Annotated in this window: 21 protein-coding genes and 1 pseudogene; 9 read left to right on the top strand and 13 right to left on the bottom strand. The window is 64.4% G+C overall.

Translation table 11 applies throughout. From position 1 onward, the window contains the following. Positions 1-45: 45 nt before the first annotated feature. The 5 genes and pseudogenes from CXY70_RS13435 to CXY70_RS13415 form a co-directional block, all read right to left on the bottom strand. A complete protein-coding gene (locus tag CXY70_RS13435) occupies positions 46-1,089 on the bottom strand; it encodes an aromatic acid exporter family protein (RefSeq protein WP_104192835.1) in 1,044 nt (347 codons plus the stop codon). A 54-nt stretch (positions 1,090-1,143) separates the two neighbouring features. Continuing rightward, complete coding sequence (locus CXY70_RS13430; protein WP_104192834.1) at positions 1,144-1,797, bottom strand: DNA glycosylase AlkZ-like family protein; 654 nt, start codon at positions 1,795-1,797, stop codon at positions 1,144-1,146. A gap of 12 nt (positions 1,798-1,809) precedes the next feature. Then, positions 1,810-3,293: pseudogene (locus CXY70_RS13425) on the bottom strand (tripartite tricarboxylate transporter permease). Then, on the bottom strand, positions 3,293-3,820 hold the full coding sequence (locus tag CXY70_RS13420; RefSeq protein ID WP_104192833.1) for a tripartite tricarboxylate transporter TctB family protein: 528 nt from the start codon (positions 3,818-3,820) through the stop codon (positions 3,293-3,295). The pseudogene CXY70_RS13425 and the gene CXY70_RS13420 overlap by 1 nt, the downstream one beginning before the upstream one ends. A 2-nt stretch (positions 3,821-3,822) precedes the next feature. Continuing rightward, on the bottom strand, positions 3,823-4,248 hold the full coding sequence (locus CXY70_RS13415) for a tripartite tricarboxylate transporter substrate-binding protein (RefSeq protein ID WP_233205935.1): 426 nt from the start codon (positions 4,246-4,248) through the stop codon (positions 3,823-3,825). On the opposite strand from CXY70_RS13415, the gene CXY70_RS18375 reads away from it, so the two are divergent. After that, positions 4,168-4,344 carry a hypothetical protein gene (locus CXY70_RS18375; protein ID WP_233205936.1) on the top strand — a complete coding sequence of 59 codons (177 nt, stop codon included), beginning with the start codon at positions 4,168-4,170 and terminating at the stop codon, positions 4,342-4,344. The genes CXY70_RS13415 and CXY70_RS18375 overlap by 81 nt on opposite strands. A 12-nt stretch (positions 4,345-4,356) precedes the next feature. Here the strand turns inward: CXY70_RS18375 and sepH are convergent, their stop codons facing one another. Continuing rightward, a complete protein-coding gene (sepH, locus tag CXY70_RS13410) occupies positions 4,357-5,511 on the bottom strand; it encodes a septation protein SepH (RefSeq protein ID WP_104192831.1) in 1,155 nt (384 codons plus the stop codon). Positions 5,512-5,711: 200 nt separating this feature from the next. Between sepH and CXY70_RS13405 the strand changes: the two genes are divergently transcribed. Further along, positions 5,712-6,005 (top strand): DUF4193 domain-containing protein, encoded by a 294-nt coding sequence (locus CXY70_RS13405; RefSeq protein ID WP_092112645.1) that lies wholly within the window; start codon positions 5,712-5,714, stop codon positions 6,003-6,005. 4 nt (positions 6,006-6,009) lie between these two features. Here the strand turns inward: CXY70_RS13405 and CXY70_RS13400 are convergent, their stop codons facing one another. Next, entirely contained in the window at positions 6,010-6,462 is a 453-nt protein-coding gene (locus tag CXY70_RS13400; RefSeq protein ID WP_104192830.1) for a DUF3093 domain-containing protein, read from the bottom strand. A gap of 38 nt (positions 6,463-6,500) precedes the next feature. On the opposite strand from CXY70_RS13400, the gene dut reads away from it, so the two are divergent. The 5 genes from dut (at position 6,501) to dxs (ending at position 13,585) form a co-directional block, all read left to right on the top strand. Next, positions 6,501-7,010 carry a dUTP diphosphatase gene (gene dut / locus CXY70_RS13395; RefSeq protein ID WP_104192829.1) on the top strand — a complete coding sequence of 170 codons (510 nt, stop codon included), beginning with the start codon at positions 6,501-6,503 and terminating at the stop codon, positions 7,008-7,010. 35 nt (positions 7,011-7,045) lie between these two features. Continuing rightward, the gene (locus tag CXY70_RS13390; RefSeq protein WP_104192875.1) at positions 7,046-7,636 is read left to right on the top strand and encodes a DUF3710 domain-containing protein; all 591 of its coding nucleotides are present in this window, start codon (positions 7,046-7,048) and stop codon (positions 7,634-7,636) included. Positions 7,637-7,643: 7 nt separating this feature from the next. Continuing rightward, entirely contained in the window at positions 7,644-8,465 is an 822-nt protein-coding gene (locus CXY70_RS13385) for a DUF3159 domain-containing protein (RefSeq protein ID WP_104192828.1), read from the top strand. Between the two features lie 208 nt (positions 8,466-8,673). Next, positions 8,674-11,520: an aconitate hydratase gene (locus tag CXY70_RS13380; protein WP_104192827.1), complete on the top strand. Its 2,847-nt coding sequence runs from the start codon at positions 8,674-8,676 to the stop codon at positions 11,518-11,520. A 115-nt stretch (positions 11,521-11,635) separates the two neighbouring features. Further along, a complete protein-coding gene (gene dxs / locus CXY70_RS13375; protein ID WP_104192826.1) occupies positions 11,636-13,585 on the top strand; it encodes a 1-deoxy-D-xylulose-5-phosphate synthase in 1,950 nt (649 codons plus the stop codon). Between the two features lie 111 nt (positions 13,586-13,696). On the opposite strand, the gene CXY70_RS13370 is transcribed toward dxs, so the two are convergent. The 4 genes from CXY70_RS13370 to CXY70_RS13355 all read right to left on the bottom strand — a co-directional run bounded on the left by CXY70_RS13370 (position 13,697) and on the right by CXY70_RS13355 (position 18,953). Beyond that, complete coding sequence (locus tag CXY70_RS13370) at positions 13,697-15,868, bottom strand: 3-hydroxyacyl-CoA dehydrogenase NAD-binding domain-containing protein (protein ID WP_104192825.1); 2,172 nt, start codon at positions 15,866-15,868, stop codon at positions 13,697-13,699. After that, positions 15,865-17,070 (bottom strand): thiolase family protein, encoded by a 1,206-nt coding sequence (locus CXY70_RS13365; RefSeq protein ID WP_104192824.1) that lies wholly within the window; start codon positions 17,068-17,070, stop codon positions 15,865-15,867. Before CXY70_RS13365 ends, CXY70_RS13370 begins: the two co-directional genes overlap by 4 nt. Before the next feature lie 97 nt (positions 17,071-17,167). Beyond that, positions 17,168-18,370: an HRDC domain-containing protein gene (locus CXY70_RS13360; protein ID WP_104192823.1), complete on the bottom strand. Its 1,203-nt coding sequence runs from the start codon at positions 18,368-18,370 to the stop codon at positions 17,168-17,170. Next, positions 18,363-18,953 (bottom strand): DUF3000 domain-containing protein, encoded by a 591-nt coding sequence (locus tag CXY70_RS13355; protein WP_104192822.1) that lies wholly within the window; start codon positions 18,951-18,953, stop codon positions 18,363-18,365. The genes CXY70_RS13360 and CXY70_RS13355 overlap by 8 nt, the downstream gene beginning before the upstream one ends. Before the next feature lie 106 nt (positions 18,954-19,059). Here CXY70_RS13355 and CXY70_RS13350 point away from each other — a divergent pair, with 106 nt between their 5' ends. Then, positions 19,060-20,223 carry a S9 family peptidase gene (locus CXY70_RS13350; protein WP_146066133.1) on the top strand — a complete coding sequence of 388 codons (1,164 nt, stop codon included), beginning with the start codon at positions 19,060-19,062 and terminating at the stop codon, positions 20,221-20,223. Positions 20,224-20,332: 109 nt separating this feature from the next. On the opposite strand, the gene CXY70_RS13345 is transcribed toward CXY70_RS13350, so the two are convergent. After that, on the bottom strand, positions 20,333-20,761 hold the full coding sequence (locus tag CXY70_RS13345; RefSeq protein ID WP_104192820.1) for a SufE family protein: 429 nt from the start codon (positions 20,759-20,761) through the stop codon (positions 20,333-20,335). Continuing rightward, entirely contained in the window at positions 20,758-21,663 is a 906-nt protein-coding gene (locus tag CXY70_RS13340; protein ID WP_104192819.1) for a sulfurtransferase, read from the bottom strand. Before CXY70_RS13340 ends, CXY70_RS13345 begins: the two co-directional genes overlap by 4 nt. Before the next feature lie 152 nt (positions 21,664-21,815). Between CXY70_RS13340 and zapE the strand changes: the two genes are divergently transcribed. After that, the gene (gene zapE / locus CXY70_RS13335) at positions 21,816-22,868 is read left to right on the top strand and encodes a cell division protein ZapE (protein WP_104192874.1); all 1,053 of its coding nucleotides are present in this window, start codon (positions 21,816-21,818) and stop codon (positions 22,866-22,868) included. Positions 22,869-22,981 lie beyond the last annotated feature (113 nt).

Below are 22,981 nucleotides of genomic sequence, written 5' to 3'. Positions count from 1 at the left end.
TCTGCGCCCGAGGCCCGCGGAGCATCCGTTTCTGGGCCGGGAGGCTCAGGCGCGGTCGCCGACGATCTCCTCGCGCACCCGGCGCAGGTCTTCCATCAGCGATCCGATCAAAATCCAGTGGTCAGGGTGCGGCGTCACGATCCGCAGCGGCGCGGTCAGGGCGAGCACGTCGGGCGCGGCCGGCTCCGGTAAGGACGTCGGGTCGTCGTCGGCGCGGGCGAGTAGGGCCAAGTCGTGTGCAGCCCGGGCCAGTTCCCGGGAGAAAGCCTGAACGGTCGGCTCGAACTGCAGGGAGGGGTCGTAGTGGTCGTGCAGGGCACGAGTCATGCCGATTGCGCGGGTCACGAGAGTCGGCAGTCGCTCGATCATGTCGTGGTCGGCATCGAGGGCCAGGCGCAGCTTGGCCTTGCGAGGGTTGAGCATGAGGCTTTCCTCGGCCTGCGCGATGGCCTTCTCTGCCGACGCGAGCATGGGGCGCAGCAGCCGGGCCTTGATCATCAATTCCATCAGGTCGATCGGGCTCTGCGGGGTGCGCAGCGCCTGCGCAATGCGGTCGAAGGTGTCGGCCAGCTCTCGGGCCAGCAGCCCGACGGCGTCGCGGGCGGGCGCAATCAATACCGGGGGAACGATGAGGGCGTTGATGACGAGGGCGATTCCCGCCCCGATGAACGTCTCGAAGATGCGATCGAGGGCGTACCCGGGTGTCGTGGCACCGAGGGCGAGTACGAGCATGGCACTGATGGGAATTTGACTCGCCGAGGAGGGGGACAGGCGCAGTGCCCAGGCAACGAGCAGGCTGACCATAATCGTGCCGAGCACGACCCAGCTGGACTCGCCGAGGAAGAAACCGATCGTGGAAGCGATGATGACACCGCCGATGACGCCCGCGGTGCGTTCGATCGCTCGCCCGAGGGTCTGGTTGACGCTCGGCTGCACTACGAGCAGGGCCGCGATCGCAGCAAAGATCGGCAGGTCGCTCGGTAGCAGCAGCTGGGAGGCTACCCAGGCCAGGGCGACGGCGACGGCCACCTTGACGACCTGCAGCAGCGGGAGCCGTTTGGGGACGCGCAGGGCCGAGGTTAGTTTCACCGGTCAAGGCTAACCCGTGCCGGGTGCGTCGAGTGAATGCCGGCGCATCCGCTTTCACGGTCTGCCGATTTGGCACGCCGAATCGACCAGTGTCGCGGGCCCATGGCCGAGAAAGTACCGGTAGACGAACTCGCCGAGCGCTTCGTCGCGCTCGAACCGGCGGGGGTTGGGCACCCATTCGTCGAGCAAGAGTCCCTGCTGCGTACCGACGTGCCGCCCCCAGCACAGGGTTCCGGTACGGGCAAGATGCACGATCATGTGATGCCCGCGCTGACCCTCTGTCGATATAGCCGTCGCTCGCAGCATGGCCATGAATTCGGCGCGGCTGAGCTGTTTCTGGCCGGTCAGGGCGGCGATCGCAGCTTCGCGGGCTCGCTCCAGCACGGCCCAATCAAGGCCGAGTCGCTCGTTGATCGTGCGGGTTTTCGCGAGCAGCCGCGGTGTCGTGAGATTCTGCATCCAGCCCAGTTCGCGGGCCGGAACGAAATGCAGCGTGCCTCGCATCGGCCAGGACCGTACGATCTCGCCGGCCGAAATGACGGCCTGGACGTCATGGAGCGTCGTGCCGGGGGAGCGCACCCCGAGGGCCCACTGCGCCGCAGGGTAGTCCTGGGCCTGCACCGCGAGCATCCGCTCGGCGACGGCGACCGCACCGGGGAGCGCAACCCCGGTTAGCCCCTGGGCCTGGAAGCGCCGGGCGTGACTCACCCAACCGATCTGCTACCTTCCGCACCGCCCGACTTTGGGCCGAATCACGCGGATCACGCGGGCACTACCGTCCGTGGCCTGGGTTCCGAAGGCATCGAACTGCACGGTCGACCCATCCTCGCGGAAGCCGTCGGTGCCGTCCGTGCCGCCGCCTGCCGGGGGGTCGTCGGTAGGTCCGCCGCGGCCGAACCGACGAAGCAGCGCCTTGACGATGGGCAAACCGGCCAGGAACAACACGATCACGCTATAAACGACGACCGCGAGCGGTTCGCTCAGCAGTGCAGCCGGGTCGCCAGCACTGATCTGCAGCGCGCGGCGTAGCTGGCGTTCCATCTCCAGGCCGACGATGGCCCCGACGATGATCGGCAGCACCGGAAACCCGAAGCGCCTGGCCATGTAGCCGAGGGCGCCGAGAAGGAGCAGAATACCGATGTTTAAGATCTGCATACCGGCCGAGTAGGCGCCGAGCGTGGCGAAGAATAGAATACCGGCGTAGAGGTAGGGCCGCGGAATGCGCAGCAGTTTCGCCCAGAGCGGGGCGAGCGGCAGATTGAGCGCCAGCAGCAGAGCATTACCGATAAATAGGCTCGCGATTAGCGTCCAGACCAGAACAGGTTCGTTCTGAAACAGCATCGGACCCGGAGGGATGTTGTACTGGTTGAATGCGGCGATCATCACGGCGGCGGTTGCCGTGGTGGGCAGACCGAGGGTCAGAAGCGGCACCAGCGTTCCCGCGGCGGAAGCGTTGTTGGCTGCTTCCAGTCGTCCTTGCCCATCCACGGCACACCGACCGGGATCGTCGGTGGTATTCCGTGACGCAGGTGGGCGGCGATCCACAGGGCTTCACCGACTGCGAACAGGGCCACGGCGATGACGACGACGTCGATACCACCGGAAAGAAGCGGTTGGCCGAAGGTCAGCCGTGCTTGCCCGGTCGTGCCATCGAGCCCCACGAGCCCGATGGTCAGCCCGATGAACAGCGAGGCGAGACCTCGAATACGGCTCGAGCCAAGCACTGCGCTCACGGCGACGAAGGCGAAGACCATCATCGCGAAGTACGACGGAGCCCCCAGCCCAATCGCGATCGCCACGATGAAGGGGGCGACGAAGACGAGGGCGCCGGTGGCGAGGGTGCCGGCCACGAAGGAGCTGATCGCGGCGGTCGCGAGCGCCTGGGCGCCGCGGCCGGCCTTGGCCATCTTGTTGCCCTCGAGTGCCGTGACGACCGAGGAGGATTCGCCAGGGGCATTGAGCAGAATCGAGGTCGTCGACCCGCCATACATGCCGCCGTAGTAGATACCGGCGAACATGATCAGCGACCCCGTCACGTCCAGCGCATACGTGAGCGGCAGCAGCAGGGCCACGGTCATGGCCGGGCCGATACCGGGCAGCACGCCGACGGCGGTGCCGAGCAGTACACCGATGAGGGCGAACAGCAGGTTTTGCAGGGTCAGCGCGTTACTGAACCCCTCCATCAGCAGGGTGAGGTTTTCCATTAGAGAATTCCCGTCAATAGGCCGGCCGGCAGGTTAATGCCGAGGCCCAGTACGAAGCCGTAGAACGTGCCAACGGCCAGAAGAATGCCGATCACGAGCGCCCAGATGAAGCGCTTTGAGCCGAGCAGCAGTGCGGAACCGTAGAACAGCAGCGCGCTGCCGATCACGAAGCCGAGAAAGTCCATCGTGAGGGCAAACACGAAAATCAGGCCGCCGAGGCCGAAGACGGTCGGCCAGTGGGCCTTTTGCGTGAGGTCAATGTCCTCACCGTCTTCGGCCTCGGCGTGGCCGCCCCGCAGCACAGAGATCGCCAGGGCGATCGCACACAGGCCCAGGCCGATCGCGATGATCGTGGAAACGACCCGCGGTCCCATCACGCCGACGTTGATGGCGGTGTGACGGATGTTCGCGGTATCGACCGCGATAACGATCGCGATCACCGCGAGCAGGGCGGCGACGCCGAGCTCGGAGCGACCCTGGAGTCGGGCGCGCAGCCCGGGGGCTACTCCTGTGCTGGGGGCGGTCATGGTTAGACCAGGCCCAGAGTTTTCAGCACGTCGGCGACGCGGGTGTCCTGTTCGGTGAAGAAGGTGCTGAAATCGTCGCCGGTGATGAAGGCATCGGTCCAGCTGTTGTCCTCGAGGACGCGCATCCACTCCGGGCTGTCGTGCATAACGCTGACGGCATTGACGAGGCGAGCGATCTCGGCATCGGTGAGACCCGGTGCGGCCAGGAGACCGCGCCAGTTGGTGAAGACCAGGTCGATGCCTTCTTCGGTCAGGGTGGGTGCGTCGATGACAGGCACCCGCTCCTCGCTTGTAACGGCCAGCCGAAAGGTCTCAGCAAGGAGACGGCTGCGCTGGCCGCAGCGGCCTTGCTCGGCAGCGAACCCGACCTGGCCGCGTCGGAGTGCGCCGAACTGCTCGGCCTGTCCCGGGTGGTGGCCCGCAAATATCTGGAATACCACGTCACAACGGGGCAGGCAGTCGTCAGCCTGCCCTACGGCCAGACCGGCCGCCCGCAACGGCGCTACGCCTGGCTCGTCGGCTAGCCTCCGCGCTTTCTAGCCCAAGTCGTCGTCGGTGCGAGCCCCGAACACGATCTCGTCCCAGCTCGGCATGGATGCCCGGCCGCGTTTGGGCGCAGTACGACCGTGATTCGTACGTTCCTGGGCGCGGGCCGCCTGGTTGGCCCAAACGTTACCGGTTGGCTCGGGGGTTGTGGCGGGCGCCGCACTGGACTCATCGGTGACCGTGGCGTCGCTCGACGTCGCCGGTCGGGGTCGCAGCGACTGCGTGGGCGTCGGCACCGAAGCGGATGCCATCGGCTTGGCCGCAGACGCAGACGCAGACGCAGACGCATCCGCGCTCGACGCCGCCTCGCGTTCGCCGCGTCGTCGACGCAATGATTCCAGAAGGTCGGCGGTTTCGCTCATGTTCGAGGCCGGCTCTGCAGCACGCTTGATGGCCGCTTTCGACACCGCATCGTCCCGGCTCAGCGAGCGCGAGTGCGGCACGGCTTCGAGGTTGGGGCTGGTGTCGTTCAGGATTTCGTCGGCGAGGGATTCCTTGAAGTTAAAGGCGTTACTGTCGAATCGTGACACGTCGGCGGTGCTCGTCTCGGAGCCGACGGCACGCAGGCGCGGGATCAACGAACCCTTGAGCTCTCCCTGCTGCGACAGCGCGACAGCTTCGCTGCCGACCGGCGACAGCGAATTCTTCTTCGGTTCAAAGCCCCAGCGGGCGTCGTGGTCGATCTCGTCGGCCGTGAACGACAGCTTGACAATCCAGCCGCCGCCGGGCTCTTTCCAGCTCGCCCAGCGTTCGCCGGTCGCACCGAGTGAGGCGAGCCGTTCACGAATGACACTGCCGAAGTTGACGTTCTCGTCGATCGGATCGGGGTCGATGGCGGTGTGCACCGGAACACTCAGCGCCGAGGATACGATGTACTCCCGCTCGGCCACGACCGGACCTTCGAAGCGGCGCACGTACTCGAGCGATGCCCCGGTGACCGCAGCGACGTCCTCGGCGGACATGCCGGAGCGAATGTGCGCCTGAACTTCCCGCGGGGACAGCTTGGGAGCGTTAACGCGTTCCGTCTGGGTTTGGCGAAGCCGGGACTGAAGAACCTCGTCAATGGCGATGCGATATCGATCGCCATCTTCGGACGCTGCGAGCAGCGCACCGTTCTCAACCCCAATAACCTTCAATTCCTGCATGAAGACAAGCCCTCTCGCGATTACCGTTGGCTGCAAGACTGCCACGGGTTGGTGCCTTTTTGCGGGAATACGCCGGGCGTGCCGCAAGTTGTTTCTTCGTGTCCGAATAAAAAGGTTGGCGGGCGGTTTGCTATTCCGTCTGGATTGTTGGAAACTGTGGCCGCCGATTTCGTTTTTCGGCGTAACTGAAATGGATGGGCATGGCAACCGATTACGACGCACCCCGAAAGACTGAAGACGACTCTGAGTCGATCGAGGCTCTCAAGGAACGTGTGCCAGACAAGATGTCCGGCAGCGTTGATGTCGACGACTCCGACAACCCCGGTGGGTTCGACCTTCCGGGCGCCGACCTGTCCGACCTGGATCTCGATGTCGTCGTCCTGCCCGCGCAGGCCGACGAATTCACCTGCGTGAATTGCTTCCTCGTGAAGCACCGCTCGCAGATGGGACACGAGACCAAGCTCGGCACCGTCTGCCTGGAGTGCGACTCCTAAACCTTCACTCCACGTTGGCCGTTCGCGATTCATTGATCGCGGCGGCCAACTTTGTTGGGTGACGGGTGGAAATGACCCAGTACGGCGCCGGGTCGGTCGCATCGACGATGGGCACGCGCACGACCGGGTCGATCCAGCCGCGAATGAGCAGCCAGGCTCGGGCGTCCAGGCGGGGCCCACGCTCCTGCGTGGCTTCCGACTTCTCATATGCCGTTGCTTCGCCGAGAAGCCCGGTAGAGATCGTGGCGGGTCCGGCGGTCAAAACGCCGTTCTGCACGCGCACGACCGGCGCGGCCAGCACGAGCAGCAGCACGCATCCGCCGTACAAAACCGCGGCCGTGACGATCCCCGCAAACAGGGAAATCGGTACGAGCACGAGAATGCTCGCTGGTATCACCAGGGCGGTAACGATGAAGGCCCAGACGTTGGGCCACAGTTTTTCACGGTATTCAGGCATGGCTCTATTCGATCAGATATCTGCACTACCCTCGACACGTGGCAGAAAGCGTCGAAGTACTGATCCAGGCATCCATCCTCCCCAACTACGCACACCCCGGTGATGCCGGGGCAGACCTGCACGCGGCCGAGGCGCACGTGCTGGCCCCGGGAACCCGTGCACTTGTCGGTACCGGCGTGTCGATCGCCCTTCCCGATGGCTTTGCGGCCTTCGTTGTTCCTCGAAGCGGTCTGGCCGTCAAATATGGCATCACGATCGTAAACTCTCCCGGCACAGTGGATGCTGGCTACCGCGGCGAAATCAAGGTGACCTTGCTGAACACCGATCTGTTTGAATCGTTTACGATCGCTGTCGGCGATCGCATCGCCCAACTCATCGTGATGCCCGTCGTTCGTGCCACGTTCATTGCCGTCGACAAGCTGCCGGGCAGCCAGCGCGGTGAGAACGGTTTCGGCTCGACCGGTGTTGTGCCCCGCCCGGCAGCGAGCACTCACACCAGTGCACCAGTATCGGGCCGTACGGTCCCACAGTCAGGAGACAACCAGTGAGTGACCTCACGAAGCCTGGGGAGATCCCCGAGCCGATGCCGAAGTCGGCGCCCGAAGACCGCGAGACCGAGGGCCCGCTCGACGAGTCAGAGGCCAACCCGGTACGTCCGTATGTGGATCTCGGTGGTATCAAGATCCTCCCGCGGGAGGGGCTGCACCTGCGCCTCGAAATTGAAGAGGGAAGTAAGCGTGTGGTGGCCATCGGCCTTGACTTCGCCGGATCAACCCTGCAAGTGCAGCCGTTCGCCGCGCCGCGCTCGAGCGGCCTGTGGCATGAAATTCGCGATCAGATCGCCGACCAGATCGGCAAGCAGGGTGGAACCACAACTCCGCGAGAAGGCCCGTTCGGCCCCGAACTCGTCGCCGAGATCCCCGTTGCGGCCGGACAGGAAGCCGGCGGCGTCACCCGCCTTGCACGCTTCATCGGCGTCGATGGCCCCCGCTGGTTCCTGCGGGGTGTCATCGCCGGCGAGGGCGCAATCGACCCAGAGGCTGCCGCGCAGATCGAAGACCTCTTCCGCAGCATCGTCGTCGTGCGCGGGTCCACACCGATGCCGCCGCGTGATCTGATTCCACTACGTATGCCGGCCACCCCTGCTGGCGCGACCGAGCCCACCGCAGTCTAAACAGGCCATGAGCGACACCCCCAAAGATCAGCCGGAGCAGCCCGGTCAGTCAGAGCAGTCCAGCGAACCGCACGCCGCACCGAAGGACGAGTTGCCTCCGGCAGCCTCCGGACTGTTTGCCGAGTCGATGGCCGGTGCGGCGCGGCGCGCCGGGTTCGGCGCGGTTACCGAGGGTAAGCCGATCGGTGGACAGGCGCTGCTGGCGGCGATGGGCGGCATTCGCGGCCTGATTGAAGCTGTACTGCCGGGCTTGGTCTTTCTGATCACCTACTCGCTCACTATCGATCCCTCCACAGACGTGACGAGCGACCCGATCGGCACCTTGCTGCCCTCGCTCGTGGCGCCGCTCGTGATCGGCGTGATCTTCGTTGCCCTGCGGGCGATCACCAGGCAGACCACGACGCCGGCACTCGGCGGCCTCGTTGGAACTGCGATCAGCGTCGCGCTCGCATTGTTCTCGGGTAAACCGTCCGACTTCTTTCTGGTGGGCCTGTGGACCAACGCCGGCTACGGTGCGGCCCTGTTGCTCTCCGTACTCGTGCGCTGGCCGCTCATCGGCGTGGCCGTCGGTTTTCTCATGGGTGACGGTGTCGCCTGGCGCCTCGACGCGTCCAAGCGCCGAGTGCTGACCATCCTCACCCTGTGTTGGACCGGTCTCTTTTTCGCTCGCCTCGCCGTGCAACTGCCGCTTTACCTGGCCAACAACGTTGAATTACTCGCCTCGATGAAACTCCTCATGGGCATCCCGCTGTACGCGCCGCTCCTGATTGTTTCGTGGCTCATGGTGCGCTCGGTCTACCGCAAAGCGGATGCCGTTGACGCGGTCTGAATGACGACTCGGGTGCCTTCGCGCCTGCTAGAGTTATCTCGACGTCAAGATAGTTGCCCGGCGAGAACTCGCCGGTACAGCGTGATGGAAAAAGGCAGGTCCCGGCATCCGCTGGTTAGGCTTGCCTTGCTGGCACGAGGCTGTGCCTGCCACAAGAATTGAGGATTGCCGCCGGTCTCCCGTCGGCTCCCACAACGGAGAGGGCATTGTGTCGGATTCAACAAATACCGCGGTAAATAGCTTCGGAGCCAAAGACACCCTGCGCGTCGGATCGACGGACTACGAAGTCTTTCGTCTGGACGCCGTCGACGGGTACGAAAAGCTGCCATACAGCCTGAAAGTGCTGCTCGAGAACCTCCTTCGCACTGAGGATGGCGCCAACATCACCGCCGAGCACATCCGTGCCCTCGGCGCGTGGGTCCCCACCGCTGAGCCCGACACCGAGATCCAGTACACGCCGGCTCGCGTCGTAATGCAGGACTTCACCGGTGTTCCCTGCATTGTCGACCTCGCCACCATGCGCGAAGCCCTCGTTGAACTCGGCGGCGACGCCAAAAAGATCAACCCGCTCGCCCCGACCGAAATGGTCATCGACCACTCCGTCGTTGCCGACCTGTTCGGCACGACCGACTCGTTCGAGCGCAACGTGGAAATCGAATACGAGCGCAACGGTGAGCGTTACCAGTTCCTCCGCTGGGGCCAGACCGCGTTTGACGACTTCAAGGTCGTTCCGCCGGGAACCGGCATCGTGCACCAGGTCAACATCGAATATCTTGCCCGCGTCACCATGACGCGAGAGGTTAACGGCGTTTTGCAGGCCTATCCCGACACCTGTGTCGGCACCGACTCGCACACCACCATGGTCAACGGCCTCGGCGTGCTTGGCTGGGGCGTCGGCGGAATCGAAGCCGAAGCGGCGATGCTCGGCCAGTCGGTCTCCATGCTCATCCCCAAGGTTGTCGGCTTCAAGCTCTCCGGCATCATCCCGGCCGGCGTCACCGCAACGGATGTCGTGCTCACCATCACCCAGATGCTCCGCGCACACGGGGTCGTCGGTAAGTTCGTCGAGTTCTACGGGTCGGGCGTCGCCTCGGTGCCGCTCGCCAACCGCGCCACCATCGGCAACATGAGCCCCGAGTTCGGCTCGACCGCCGCCATGTTCCCGATCGACGATGTCACCCTCGGCTACCTGCGCCTCACCGGTCGCAGCGAGGAGCAGGTCGCGCTGGTTGAGGCGTACTCCAAGCTGCAGGGCCTCTGGCACAACCCCGACCAGGAGCCGGTCTTCAGCGAGTACCTCGGACTGGACCTGTCCACGGTCGTCCCGTCGATCGCCGGACCGAAGCGCCCACAGGACCGCATCATCCTCTCCGAGGCCAAGACCCAGTTCGAGCGCGACCTGGACAACTACGCCAATGCGCCGGTCTCCCTCGTGGACGCGGCAATAGAGGGTACTTTCCCGGCTTCAGACCCGATCGGTCTCACCCCGCAGGACGAAGAGACCGCGCACAACCACGCGTTTGAAAGTGGCCTGGCCCGTCAGGCCAGCCACCCGACGGTATCCCACCCGCAGCCGACCGACGTCACCCTGGCCGACGGTCGTGCGTTCACGATCGACAATGGTTCCGTTGCGATCGCCGCGATCACCTCCTGCACTAATACGTCGAACCCGAGCGTTATGCTTGCGGCCGGCCTGTTGGCCCGCAACGCGAGCCTCAAGGGGCTCAAGAGCAAGCCGTGGGTCAAGACCACGCTCGCTCCCGGCTCCAAAGTCGTAACCGAGTACTACGCGAAGGCCGGCCTGAACGGCTACCTCGAAGACCTCGGTTTCTATCTCGTCGGCTACGGCTGCACGACCTGCATCGGCAACTCCGGCCCGCTCGAAGACGAAATCTCCACCGCCGTGCAGGAGAACGACCTCGCCGTCACGGCAGTGCTCTCCGGTAACCGCAACTTCGAGGGACGCATCAATCCCGACGTGAAGATGAACTACCTGGCGAGCCCGCCGCTCGTCATCGCGTACGCGCTGGCCGGAACGATGAACTTCGACTTCGACACCGACGCTCTCGGCCAGGACACCGCGGGTAACGACGTGTTCCTCAAGGACATCTGGCCCGACGCCGACGAGGTGCAGAAGACCATCGACGAGTCCATCGACTCGAACATGTTCGAAACCCAGTACGCCGGCGTCTTCGACGGCGACGCGCGCTGGCAGTCGCTCGAAACTCCCGTCGGCGATATCTTCGCCTGGGATGCCGAGTCCACCTATGTGCGGAAGCCCCCGTACTTCGACGGCATGACGCTGGAAACCAGCCCGGTAGTCGACATCTCCGGTGCTCGCGTGCTTGCCAAGCTCGGCGACTCCGTCACCACCGACCACATCAGCCCCGCCGGTTCGATCAAGGCGGATGGCCCCGCCGGCCGGTACCTGGCCGAGCACGGCATCGCCCGTGGCGATTACAACTCCTACGGTTCGCGTCGTGGAAACCACGAGGTCATGATTCGCGGAACCTTCGCGAACATTCGCCTCCGCAACCAGCTCCTGGACAACGTCGAGGGTGGATTCACCCGTGACTTCAGCGTTGCCGGAGGCCCGAAGGCCGACATCTACGATGCCAGCCAGAACTACCAGGCCGCCGAAACCCCGCTGGTCATCTTTGGTGGCAAGGAATACGGCTCGGGTTCCAGCCGCGACTGGGCAGCCAAAGGCACGAGCCTTCTCGGCGTCAAGGCCGTTATCGTGGAGAGCTTCGAGCGCATTCATCGCTCGAACCTTATCGGTATGGGTGTTGTGCCGCTGCAGTTCCCGGTCGGCCAGAGCGCCGATTCGCTTGGCCTCGATGGTACCGAGATCGTCTCGGTCTCGGGTATCACCGAGTTGAACAACGGTACGACCCCGAAGACCGTGCACGTGACCTGCGCTCCGAGTGAATTCTCGGCGGCAGGCAAGGCGCCGGTCGAGTTCGACGCCATCGTGCGCATCGATACCCCGGGCGAAGCCGAGTACTACCGCAACGGCGGCATCCTGCAGTACGTGCTGCGTTCGCTCGTCTAAGCCGGCGTCTCGCGCGACCAGCACGACACCGGCGCGTAGACTCGATCTATTCGGGTCTATGCGCCGGTTTGCTTGTGAATGGTGTTGTTGAACAGTGACGTGAAAGGTGTGACGGATGATCCTTCTGGAGACGATTCATGGTCCCCGGGACCTCGATGGTCTCTCGAAAGAGCAGCTGCCCCAGCTGGCCAGCGAGATCCGTTCCTTTCTCGTTCGGGAGGTCTCCAAGACCGGTGGGCACCTGGGTCCCAACCTTGGTGTCGTCGAGCTGACCATCGCCATCCACCGGGTATTTCACTCGCCGACCGACCCCATCGTCTTTGACACCGGTCACCAGTCCTACGTGCACAAGCTGCTCACCGGGCGCCAGGACTTCAGCAGGCTCCGCCAGTTCGACGGGCTTGCGGGCTATCCGCAGCGCTCCGAATCGGAGCACGACATCGTCGAGAGTTCGCACGCCTCCAGCTCACTGTCGTGGGCCGATGGCATCTCCCGTGCCTTTGAAATGACCGGCCAGAACGAACGGCACGTTGTCGCCGTCGTCGGCGACGGGGCACTGACCGGGGGAATGACCTGGGAAGCGCTCAATAACATCAGTGACGACAACACCCGCAAGCTCATCATCGTGGTCAATGACAACGGGCGTTCCTACGCACCGACCATCGGCGGCATGGCGCGTTTCCTCAATACCATCCGCACGCGGGCCAGCTATAGGGATGCGTACCTTACCAGCAAAGACATGTTTGATCGCATGGGTACGCCCGGACGGGCCCTTTGGCGCGGTGTGCGTGGTGGCCTGCATGGTTTCCTCGCGCGGGTTACCAACAACGAAGCCCTGTATTCAAACCTCGATATCAAGTACATCGGCCCAATCGACGGGCACGACGTGCACGCGATGGAAGAGGCCCTCGCCCAGGCCAAGGGCTACGGCGCACCGGTCATCGTGCACGCCATCACTCAAAAGGGCAAGGGCTACGACCCGGCAGTGCAAGACGTCGCCGACCAGTTCCACGCGGTCGGGCAGATCGACCCGGAAACAGGCGAATCCGTCGGAGAGCCCGGTGCGGCATCCTGGACCTCGGTCTTCGCCGACGAACTGTTGCACTTAGCGATCGGGAACGAGCGCATCGTGGGCGTTACCGCCGCCATGCTGCGTCCCACCGGGCTGCACAAGATGGCCGAACGTTTTCCCTCCCGTGTGCACGACGTGGGAATCGCCGAACAGCACGCGGTGACCAGCGCGGCCGGGCTGGCCTACGGCGGTCTGCATCCGGTCGTCGCGCTGTATGCAACGTTTATCAACCGCGCCTTCGACCAAGTGCTGATGGACGTTGCCTTGCATAAGGCCGGCGTCACCTTCGTTCTGGACCGTGCGGGGGTAACCGGGCCGGACGGCCCGAGCCACCACGGTATGTGGGACCTCGCTATTTTGCAGGTCGTTCCCAATATTCGCCTGGCGGCGCCGCGCGACTCCGTTCGGCTGCGGGAAGAACTGGCTGAGGCCGTTGTCGTTGACGACGGACCTACGGTTTTGCGCTACCCCAAGGGCACCGTCGAGCTCGAGTTCGAAGCCATTCGCCGCCTCGATGACGGCGTCGATGTGCTCCAGGAAGCGACTCAACTCGACGTCCTCATAGTGACCGTCGGTCCGATGGCGGCGATGGGGCTCGACGTCGCTGACCGACTCGCCGCCCAGGGCATCGGTGCAACCGTCGTCGACCCGCGCTGGGTCGTTCCCGTGCCGCGGAGCATCATCAGCCTCGCGGCCGCGCACCGCATCGTCGTCACGATCGAAGACGGCATTCGCGTGGGTGGTATCGGTACGCGGATCCGTCAGGACCTGCGGGAGGCGGGAGTCGACACGGCGGTGACCGAACTCGGCTTGCCCGACCAGTTCCTCGATCATGGCAGCCGTGCCCAGATTCTCGAGCGGGTCGGGCTGACGCCGCAGGTGATCGCCCGCGACGTGGTCGCGATGGTGCTCGGCAGCAAGATTCCCAATGCCAGGCCGCTTCCCGCCGATCACACCGACACCGGTGCCATCCAGGTAACCCGCCGAGACTAGCCTCTCCCGCCTCGGATACGGACCGGGCCCGGGCCCGGAAAGCGGGCCCATGATAGATCATGGGCCCGCTTTCCTAAGGTGGGCCTGATCAATGTCCAGACCCCGTTCTCGCTAGCTGTGAGCGGCTGCCGCGCGTACCGACGCACCGATACCGCGGATTGGCGGTGTGTGGAACGTGCCGCCGGATGCCCGCTCGGTCGCGCCAACCCGATCGAGGTACGGGGTGATCCCGCCCATCTGGAACGGCCAGCCGGCGCCGAGAACCATGCACAAATCGATGTCCTCGGCCGCGTGCACGACGTTGTCATCCAGCATGCGCTTGATCTCGTCGACCAGGCCGTCTTCAACCCGCTGCAGAATTTGCTCGGCCGTCATCGGCGTGGTGCCGCCAGCGACGATCTTCAGCGCGCCCTTGTCGAAACCCGTGCGGCGTCCCTTGCTGTCGCGTTCGAGAATTTTGCCGTGCTCGGCCAGCTTGTGCAGGTTGTCGCTCTCGAAGAACCGGTCGGGGAAAGCGGCATGGTGCGTATCAAGGACGTGAGCGCCCACGGTGAGACCGACGAGCTCGAGCAACTCGAACGGGGTCATCGGCAGTCCGAACGGCGCTACAGCGGCTTCCACGACCTCGAACGAAGTGCCGGTATCAACGGCGTGCATGGCTTCACCGAGCAGCTTGGCGAGCACACGGTTGACCACGAATCCGGGGGTGTCCCTGGTGATCACGGCGTTTTTCCGCAGCTTGCCGGCGATGACCATCGCCGTGGCAAGCGTCACTTCGTTGGTCTGTGGCGTGTTGACCACTTCGATGAGTGGCATGACGGCGACCGGATTGAAGAAGTGGAACCCGACCAGGCGCCCCGGGTGCGTGAGCTTTGCGCCAATCTGTTCGACTGACAGCGAAGAGGTGTTTGTGGCCAGAATCGCCTCGGGTGAGATGAACTTTTCGATCTCGGCGAACACTGACCGCTTGACAGCCAGTTCTTCGAAGACGGCCTCGATCACCCAGTCGGCGTCGGAGAACAACGATTTGTCCGTCGTGCCGGTGACGAGCGCACGCAGGCGGTTTGCCTCGTCGGGGGAGATGCGGCTCTTGGTCTGGAGCGCGGCGATCTCGTCGTGAATGTACGCCACACCCTTATCAACGCGGGCCTGGTCGAGGTCGGTGATGACGACGGGCACCTTGAGGCGGCGCACGAACAGCAGTGCGAACTGGCTTGCCATGAGGCCGGCGCCGATCACGCCGACCTTGGTTATCGGCCGGGCAAGTTTCTTGTCCGGCGCTCCGGCCGGCCGCTTGGCGCGTTTCTGAACGAGATTGAAGGCGTAGATGCTCGCTTGAAGCTGATCGCCGACGATGAGGCCGGCCAGGGCCTCATCCTCGCGCTGAAAACCTTCGGCGCGACTGCCGCTCTTGGCCGCCTGGAGCAAGTCGAGTGCCACATACGGTGACTGGGCGACTTCGCCAATGCGGTTGACGAGCATCTTGCGGGCGATGCCGACGGCCACGTCCCACTTGACGAGGCGCTCGATCTTGCCGGGCGCATTCGGGCGAGACACCTTCTGGCGCCCGGCAATGACGCCGTCGGCCCAGTTGATGGAGTCTTCAAGGAACCGGGCCGACGTGAACATGACATCCGCGATACCGAGCGCGAGGGCATCCGCTCCGCTGAGAGTGCGGTTGTTCTTGAGGGGGTTTTCGATGATGACCTTCAAGGCATTCTCGATGCCAATCAGGTTGGGCAGCAGGTAGGAGCCGCCCCAGCCGGGGATCAGACCGAGAAAAACCTCGGGAAGCGCGATCGCGGGAACGGCCGCGTCGACCGTGCGGTAGCTCGCGTTCAGGCCGATCTCGAGTCCGCCGCCGAGTGCGAGCCCGTTGATGAACACGAACGAGGGCACGCCGAGGGTGTCGAGCTTGCCGAGCGCGTGGTGGCCGAGCTGGCTGAGCAGCTTGCCGGCCTCGAGCGAGGGGATCTCGGCGACCTTGCTGAGGTCGGCGCCGGCGGCGAGAATGAACGGTTTGCCCGTGACGGCGACACCGTCAATCTCCCCACGCCCCGCACGAGCGGTGAGCTCGTCCATGGTGGCGGCAAACTCCAGCAGGGTGACCGGGCCGAGCGTATTCGGCCGCGTGTGATCGCGCCCATTGTCAAGGGTGACCAGCGCGAGCGTGCGGCCGTCGGAAAGTGGCACGTCGCGCACGAAGGAGTGCGTGACGACCTCGTCGCCGGAGATCGCGACGAGCGAGCTGAAATCGAGAGAGTTGTAATCAGTGGTCGTCATCGCTTGGCTGCCTTCTGGTTGAAGTGCGGGTTTTCCCAAATCACGCTGCCACCCTGGCCGAGGCCGATGCACATCGCGGTGAGGCCGTAGCGCACCTCGGGGTGCGCCTCGAACTGGTGGGCGAGCTGGTTCATGAGGCGAACGCCCGAGGAGGCGAGCGGATGCCCCAGCGCGATCGCTCCGCCGTATTCGTTCACGCGTGTGTCCTCGTCGTCGATGCCGAAGTGGTCGAGAAAGGAGATGACCTGCACGGCAAAGGCTTCGTTGAGCTCGAACAAACCGATGTCGGTGATCGACAGGCCGGCTTTGCGCAGCGCTTTTTCGGTGGAGGGCACCGGCCCAAGGCCCATGACCTCCGGTTCCACGCCGGCGAAGGCGAAGCTGGTCATGGTCATCTTCACGCCGAGGCCGAGTTCCTTGGCCGTGGCGCCGCTCGCCAGCAGGCAAGCGGATGCGCCGTCGTTCAGGCCGGAGGCGTTGCCCGCCGTGACCCGGCCATGCGAACGGAACGGCGTGCGGAGAGTCGCGAGGCCCTCAAGGGTGGTTTCAGGGCGCGGTGCTTCGTCGCGGGTCGCGAGGCCCCATCCGGATTCGCTGCGCGTGGCAACGGGAATCAGGTCGGGCTGAATGTTTCCGGCCGCGTACGCTGCGGCAACCTTCTGCTGGCTGCGCAGCGCGAACCGATCGGAGCGTTCCTTGGTGTACTCGGGGAACCGGTCGTGAATGCGTTCGGCGGTCGCGCCCATGTTGAGTGCGTCTTCACTGACCAGCCGCTCGGAGAGGAAACGCGGGTTCGGGTCTGCCCCAAAGCCCATCGGGTGGCGCCCCATGTGCTCGACGCCACCGGCGATGGCGAGGTCGTACGCGCCAAAACCGATGGACGCGCCCATCATGGTGACGGCAGTCATCGCCCCGGCGCACATACGGTCAATCGCGAAACCAGGAACTGATTTCGGCAGGCCGGCCAACAGAGCGGCGGTGCGCCCCAGGGTCAAACCCTGGTCGCCGGTCTGGGTCGTGGCTGCGATAGCGACGTCATCGATGCGGTCGGGCGGTACACTAGGGTTTCGTTCCATCAGCCCGATAATCGCTTTGACCACAAGGTCGTCGGCCCGGGTATTCCAGTACATGCCCTTTTCGCCAGCGCGTCCGAACGGGGTTCGAACTCCATCCACAAAAACGACTTCTGTTCTCTCGGCCACAATGCCTCCCGTACGTCAAACAGATCCGAAGCGGCCTGTTAGGTCTGAATCGATCCTAGGGTGACTCAAATGGGCCCCTCGAATCGTTTGCAGGTTTCTACGACTCCAGATCCGAGATGGGATCGGCTGCTTGTGGAACTTCTACAAAAGCATTCGCTATTAATTGTGCGGTCGCGTCAACTTGCCAGCGTCGCGCTCCCAGGGTGGTTAGAGCTCGGCCAACGGATGCGGCGTCCGCCGGTTCTGGCGGCGACCACGACACCCGACGCAGGTAGTCCGGAGTGAGCAGATTCTCGAGGGGAATCTCAAGTTCATCCGTGACGGCCTGCAACACAGAGCGCGCCGCCCGGTAACGCACATCAGCCTCCGGATTACGGTCCGCCCAGGCCCGCGGTGGCGGCAAGGTATCGCTGGTCGCCTTGAGCGCTGGCAGATCGGTCGTCGTGCGGCCACGCTCAATGGCGGCCCACCAGCGTTCGAGTTCATTGCGACTGGCGCGACCGTTGAACTCGCGCAGATCGGACAGAGCCTGCCTCGTTGCCGGCAGCACGCGGGCGGCAGCCAGCAAGGAAGCGTCGGGAACGAGGCGCCCAGGGGAGACATCGACTTCGCGGGCGAATTCATCGCGGGCAAGCCACAGCTCGCGGGCAACGGCCAGATTGCGCTGCCCGTGCAGGGAGTGGATACCCGACAATCGACGCCACGGATCAATGCGCGCCGCCTTGGCCTCTTTGGCCAGGGTCGCGGCGAATTCCTGGTCGGCGATGTCGGTCTTGTCGGACTCGACGAGCAGGTCGACCATGCGGTCGCGCAGGTCGGGCAGCAACTCAACGTCGAGGGCGGCATACACCAGCCACGATTCGGGCAGGGGCCGAGTCGACCAGTTCGCGGCAGAATGCTCCTTGGCGAGGTGAATTCCGAGCAGCTCTTCCACCACGGTGCCGAGGCCGACCCGCGGGAGGCCGAGCAGCCGGGCGGCGAGTTCGGTGTCGAAGATGCGTATCGGGTCGAGTCCGACCTCACGCAGGCAGGCGAGGTCCTGGCTTGCGGCGTGCAGAATCCACTCGGCGTCGGCGAGAGAATCATTCAACTCGCTGAAGTCCCCGATCGGCGGCGGGTCGAACAGAAAAGTTCCGGCGCCGCGGCGGTAGATCTGAATCAGATATGCGCGTTGCGAATAGGTGAAACCGGATGCCCGTTCCGCATCGACCCCGACCGGCCCGTTCCCGGCGGCCAGAGCGGCCGTCGCTGCGAGATAGGCCTCGCGAGTGTCAATGACCTGGTGGAGCGATTCAGCCACGGGCTGCTCGGCGTGCTGACAACATACTGACTCCTTCCCCAGCGGGAGGGAGTCCGGCGAGCATGCATAGCAGCTCGCCCCACCCCTCGACGTGGGCGGTGAGATTGTGATTCAGGGGTGTCCACGACGCACGCAGCTCAATCTGCGCACCATCTCCCTGTTTGGCGAGTGCGCCAAAGCCTGATGAGATTATTTTAGTCGCCGTTCCGGAGGCCGCGGTGTACTTGGCCTTGCGGGAGTCGAGGGCATCGACAAGCCACGCCCAGGTAACCTCGGCCAAAAACGGGTCGAGCCCGATCTCGACCTCGAGTGGAGCCTGCGCGAAACAGACGACGCGAAAGGCGCCATTCCAGCCTTCTGGCTCCTCCGGGTCGTACAGCAGGATGAATCGGCCGGTTCCCAGCTCGGAGTCCCTTCCGTGCCGAACGGGCCGGATATTGGCGGCCAAAGCGATTGAATACGGGGCGAGTTGTGCGGGAGCGGCAATTTCGGTGACGACTAATTCGGCCCGGCTCGTCGCGCGACGAATCGCGGTCAACGCCGCGGCAAACTCCGCGGGAAGCGATTGATCTGTTTCGGGCACGTCTGCAGACTAGAGTTTTTTCTGGGTGTTGTCCGTGAGGCACGCCGATCAGTCGGAGGTGCACGTGCACGACCCACATCCCCCCATCGGGCGTCATGATCATGCTTTGCGCGCGATTCTCGGCGCCACCGGCATCCTCATCGCCGGCTCCGCCGTGGCTATCGTCGGTGCAGCCGGTGTGCTTGCGGGGGTCATGGCGAAGACCATTGTCACACCGCCCGCAGTCCGTACCGACGACACCCGGGTTGTCGCAGTCGACCTGCCGAGCGGCACGATCACACTGCAACGCCATCGCGATTCTGTCCTTCCGGGTAACTACAGCTTCTTCTTCAGCGCGGGCACCGGGCATGCCAGGGTCGGTGAGATCACCGCGCGCGGGGCGGCGACCGTTACCCGGCGCATTCTCAGCGTGGACTACGGCGACCTCACCGCTGCGCGCCGAGGTCGGTTTAGCGGTTGGCTCTACACCAGCCCCGCCGACCTTGGTTTCGCCTGGGCGGAGGTCACCGTGAGCACGCCCGTCGGGCCGGCCCCCGCCTGGCTCGTTCCAGCGGATGCCGTGTTCCGGTCGACACGATGGGTGATCCAGGTGCACGGCCGGGCCGTGCGCCGCGAGGAGGCCTTGCGGGCCGTGCCGGTGTTTCGCGCGGCCGGCTACACCTCGTTGCTCGTCTCCTACCGAAACGACGGCGACGCTCCCGCCAGCACTGACCGGCGCTACGGCCTCGGCGACACCGAATGGCCTGACATTGACGCCGCCCTCGACTACGCCGCCGCGCACGGGGCGACGAGCATCGTGCTCATGGGCTGGTCGATGGGCGGTGCCGTGGTGTTGCAGGCATTGACTCGCGGTCGACGCGCGAACCTGATCGTCGGTGTCGTGCTGGAATCGCCGGTCATCGATTGGCGAGACGTCATTGCCGCCCAGGCCACGGAACGTCGGTTACCAAAACTGATCGCCCGCGGCGCTGTCGTGGTGTTGGGGGCGCGCTGGACCCGGCGCCTCACCGGGCAGGACGCTCCCATTGATTTTGCCAGGCTCGACTTTGTGGAACGGGCCCGCGACGTGCACCAGCCCGTTCTGCTGCTGCACAGCGATGACGATGGTTTTGTGCCCCCGACCGGGTCGCGTCGACTCGCCGACCGACGGCCGGACCTGGTGACCCTCGTTGCTTTTACCGAAGCCAGACACACGAAACTGTGGAACTACGACCCTGAGCGGTGGAACGAAGAGATCGCGGCCTGGCTGGCCCAGCTACCCACACCCTAAGCGGCGAGCCGATCCCGGAGCTGGCGTTTGGCCCGGCCGAGCATAGCGCTCATGCCGTGCAGGCGCTAAACGTTGAGATCGCGGCCTGGCTTGCCCGATGGCCGACACTTTAAGCGGCGAGCCGATCCCGGAGCTGGCGTTTGGCCCGGCCGAGCATAGCGCTCATGCCGCGCAGGCGCAGCGGAGAGACGGCTTCGCTCAAGCCGATGGTCTGCGGATAGTCATCGGGAACGGCGAGTACCTGCTCGGCGGTCAGGCCGTCGAGCCCCTGGGCGAGGATCGAGGCAAACCCTCGCGTGGTCGGCGACTCGCGCGGAGCCGTGGCGTGCAGGTGGAAGGTGCCGTCAGCATCCAGGTCGACGAAGATGAAGACCGGCGATTGGCACTCGACGACGCGCTCGAGCAGATCGGGGTGGTCCTGAAACTGCTGCGGAAGTTCGGGCAGGTCATTGGCGAACTCGAGCAGCAAGAGCAGACGGTCCTTCTGCTCGAGTTCCAGAAAGTCCTGGCGAATCTCTGCCAGCAGGTCTGCGCTCATCGGCGCGGTGCCGGGGCGGCACCGGGTGCCGTGCCGACCGCGATCGGCACGGCGACGGCGTTGCCCCACTCGGTCCAGGAGCCGTCGTAGTTGCGCACATTCTCGAAGCCGAGCAGGTGGGTCAGCACAAACCAGGTGTGGCTCGACCGCTCGCCGATGCGGCAGTAGGCGATCACGTCGTCGCCGTCGGCCAGACCAGCCTCCCCGCGATAGATATCGTCCAGTTCGGTGCGCGTGCGGAAGGTGGAGTCGGCGTCCGCGGCCCGGGCCCACGGCACCGACGCGGCGGTAGGAATGTGGCCGCCGCGCAGGGCTCCCTCCTCAGGGTAAGCGGGCATCGTCGTGCGCACGCCGCTGTATTCCTCGTCGGAGCGCACATCAATGAGCGGATTACCGAAGTGGGCGAGCACGTCGTCCTTGAAGGCGCGAATCGGGGTGTCGTCGCGCGAGACCACCGGGTATTCCGTGAGCGTGACGGAAGAGGCATCCGTTGTTATCTCGCGCTCCTCGGCGAGCCACTTTGTGCGTCCACCGTCGAGTAGGCGAACATCGTCGTGGCCGAACAGGGTGAAAACCCAGAGGGCGTAGGCGGCCCACCAGTTGCTCTTGTCGCCGTAGATGACGACGGTACTGTCACGCGTGATGCCCTTGCTGCTCATGAGGGCAGCGAAGGCGACGCCCTCGATGTAGTCGCGGTTCACCTTGTCGTTGAGGTCGGTATGCCAGTCGATTTTCACTGATCCGGGGATGTGTCCCACTTCGTAGAGCAGCACGTCTTCGTCGGATTCGACCACGACCAGTCCTGCATCACCGCGGTGTTCGGCCAGCCAGTCGGTGGAAACCAGTCTGGAGGGGTGGGCGTAGGCGGCGAACTTCTCGGTCGGATCGAACGGGGCAGACATGTAACCTCCAGGGGTAGCGGATGCATACGGATTTGAGTTGACAGCGGATTAGGCTTATCTGGTCCACCCACAAATCTACGCGGTGCCGGCACACAGCGCATTTGCACACACTGCGCATTCACAGCACGAAGAACGAGAACGGGCGTTTCAGCATGGCACCAGAGGCCCACGAGAAGGCGCACCACACGGTTCCGCAACTGGCCGAACGAACCCCGAGCATCACGGGCCGGGAAATAGTGGCTGAACTGGTACCGCCTCCCCAGTTTGAACACGCCTCGTTCGAGAACTACCGGCCAGATCACGACTACCCGTCCCAAGTCGAAGCCGTCGAAAAGCTGCAGGAATTCGTGAACCCTCGGCCGGCCGGATTCTTCTCTCGCCGCCGGCAGGCGAGGGACGACCTACCGGGCATCTACCTCGATGGTGGGTTCGGTGTCGGCAAGACCCACCTGCTCGCAGCGCTCTGGCATGCCGCGACCGGCCCGAAGTACTTCGGCACCTTCATCGAATACACCGCCCTCGTCGGCGCCCTTGGCTATCAGGAGACCATCAAGGAGCTGCGCAGCGCGAAGCTCATCTGCATTGACGAGTTTGAACTCGACGATCCGGGCGACACCATGGTGATGACCCGACTGCTCGGCGAACTCGTCGCCTCCGGCACCCGCGTCGCCGCCACGTCGAACACCCCGCCCAACTCGCTCGGCGAGGGCCGGTTTGCCGCGCAGGACTTTCTGCGCGAGATCTCGGCGATGAGTGCCAACTTCGAGACCCTGCGCATCGACGGTCTTGACTACCGTCGTCGGAATGTCACCGGGCAGGCCGTAGCTGTTCTGCCCGAGGCACGTGAACACCTGGTCAACACCCTGCTCGAGCGTGGCTCGAAGGTCACCGAAGATGACTTCGGCTCTTTGATTCGTCATCTGGGCACCGTGCATCCGTCAAAGTATGTCAAGGTCATTCGCGACGTCGAGGTTATTGCTTTGCGCGGTGTGTTCCTCCTGACCGATCAGTCCGACGCCCTGCGACTGGTCGCGTTCATCGACCGCGTCTATGACGCTGAGATTCCGATCGTCGCCAGTGGGCGTCCGCTCAACGAGGTGTTCGACGACGAGATGATGGCTGGCGGGTATCGCAAGAAGTACCAACGGTCGCAGTCGCGCATGGTTGCCCTCACCACGGGAGAGCTACCGCCGCACACCGACTGACCCCGAAATCTGGCGTTAACAATTCGTCAGCGCTCGTAACCGTCACGAAACACGTCGGAACGTTTGTTGTAACAGTCACCTCAGATACTGGACTCGTATCCGAGGTGGCTCGC

The sequence above is a fragment of the Cryobacterium sp. Y82 genome, assembly GCF_002929495.1.
Taxonomy (GTDB): Bacteria; Actinomycetota; Actinomycetes; order Actinomycetales; family Microbacteriaceae; genus Cryobacterium; species Cryobacterium serini.
Note: the sequence above shows the minus strand (reverse complement) of the source record. Positions and strands in the feature narration are given on the sequence as shown.

Bases quoted from the DNA above. Each gene is read 5' to 3' on its own strand.
- CXY70_RS13420 (WP_104192833.1), bottom strand. From the start codon at position 3,820: ATGACCGCCCCCAGCACAGGAGTAGCCCCCGGGCTGCGCGCCCGACTC.
- sepH (WP_104192831.1), bottom strand. From the start codon at position 5,511: ATGCAGGAATTGAAGGTTATTGGGGTTGAGAACGGTGCGCTGCTCGCA.
- CXY70_RS13405 (WP_092112645.1), top strand. From the start codon at position 5,712: ATGGCAACCGATTACGACGCACCCCGAAAGACTGAAGACGACTCTGAG.
- CXY70_RS13400 (WP_104192830.1), bottom strand. From the start codon at position 6,462: ATGCCTGAATACCGTGAAAAACTGTGGCCCAACGTCTGGGCCTTCATC.
- CXY70_RS13390 (WP_104192875.1), top strand. From the start codon at position 7,046: ATGCCGAAGTCGGCGCCCGAAGACCGCGAGACCGAGGGCCCGCTCGAC.
- CXY70_RS13385 (WP_104192828.1), top strand. From the start codon at position 7,644: ATGAGCGACACCCCCAAAGATCAGCCGGAGCAGCCCGGTCAGTCAGAG.
- dxs (WP_104192826.1), top strand. From the start codon at position 11,636: ATGATCCTTCTGGAGACGATTCATGGTCCCCGGGACCTCGATGGTCTC.
- CXY70_RS13370 (WP_104192825.1), bottom strand. From the start codon at position 15,868: ATGACGACCACTGATTACAACTCTCTCGATTTCAGCTCGCTCGTCGCG.
- CXY70_RS13345 (WP_104192820.1), bottom strand. From the start codon at position 20,761: ATGAGCGCAGACCTGCTGGCAGAGATTCGCCAGGACTTTCTGGAACTC.
- CXY70_RS13340 (WP_104192819.1), bottom strand. From the start codon at position 21,663: ATGTCTGCCCCGTTCGATCCGACCGAGAAGTTCGCCGCCTACGCCCAC.
- zapE (WP_104192874.1), top strand. From the start codon at position 21,816: ATGGCACCAGAGGCCCACGAGAAGGCGCACCACACGGTTCCGCAACTG.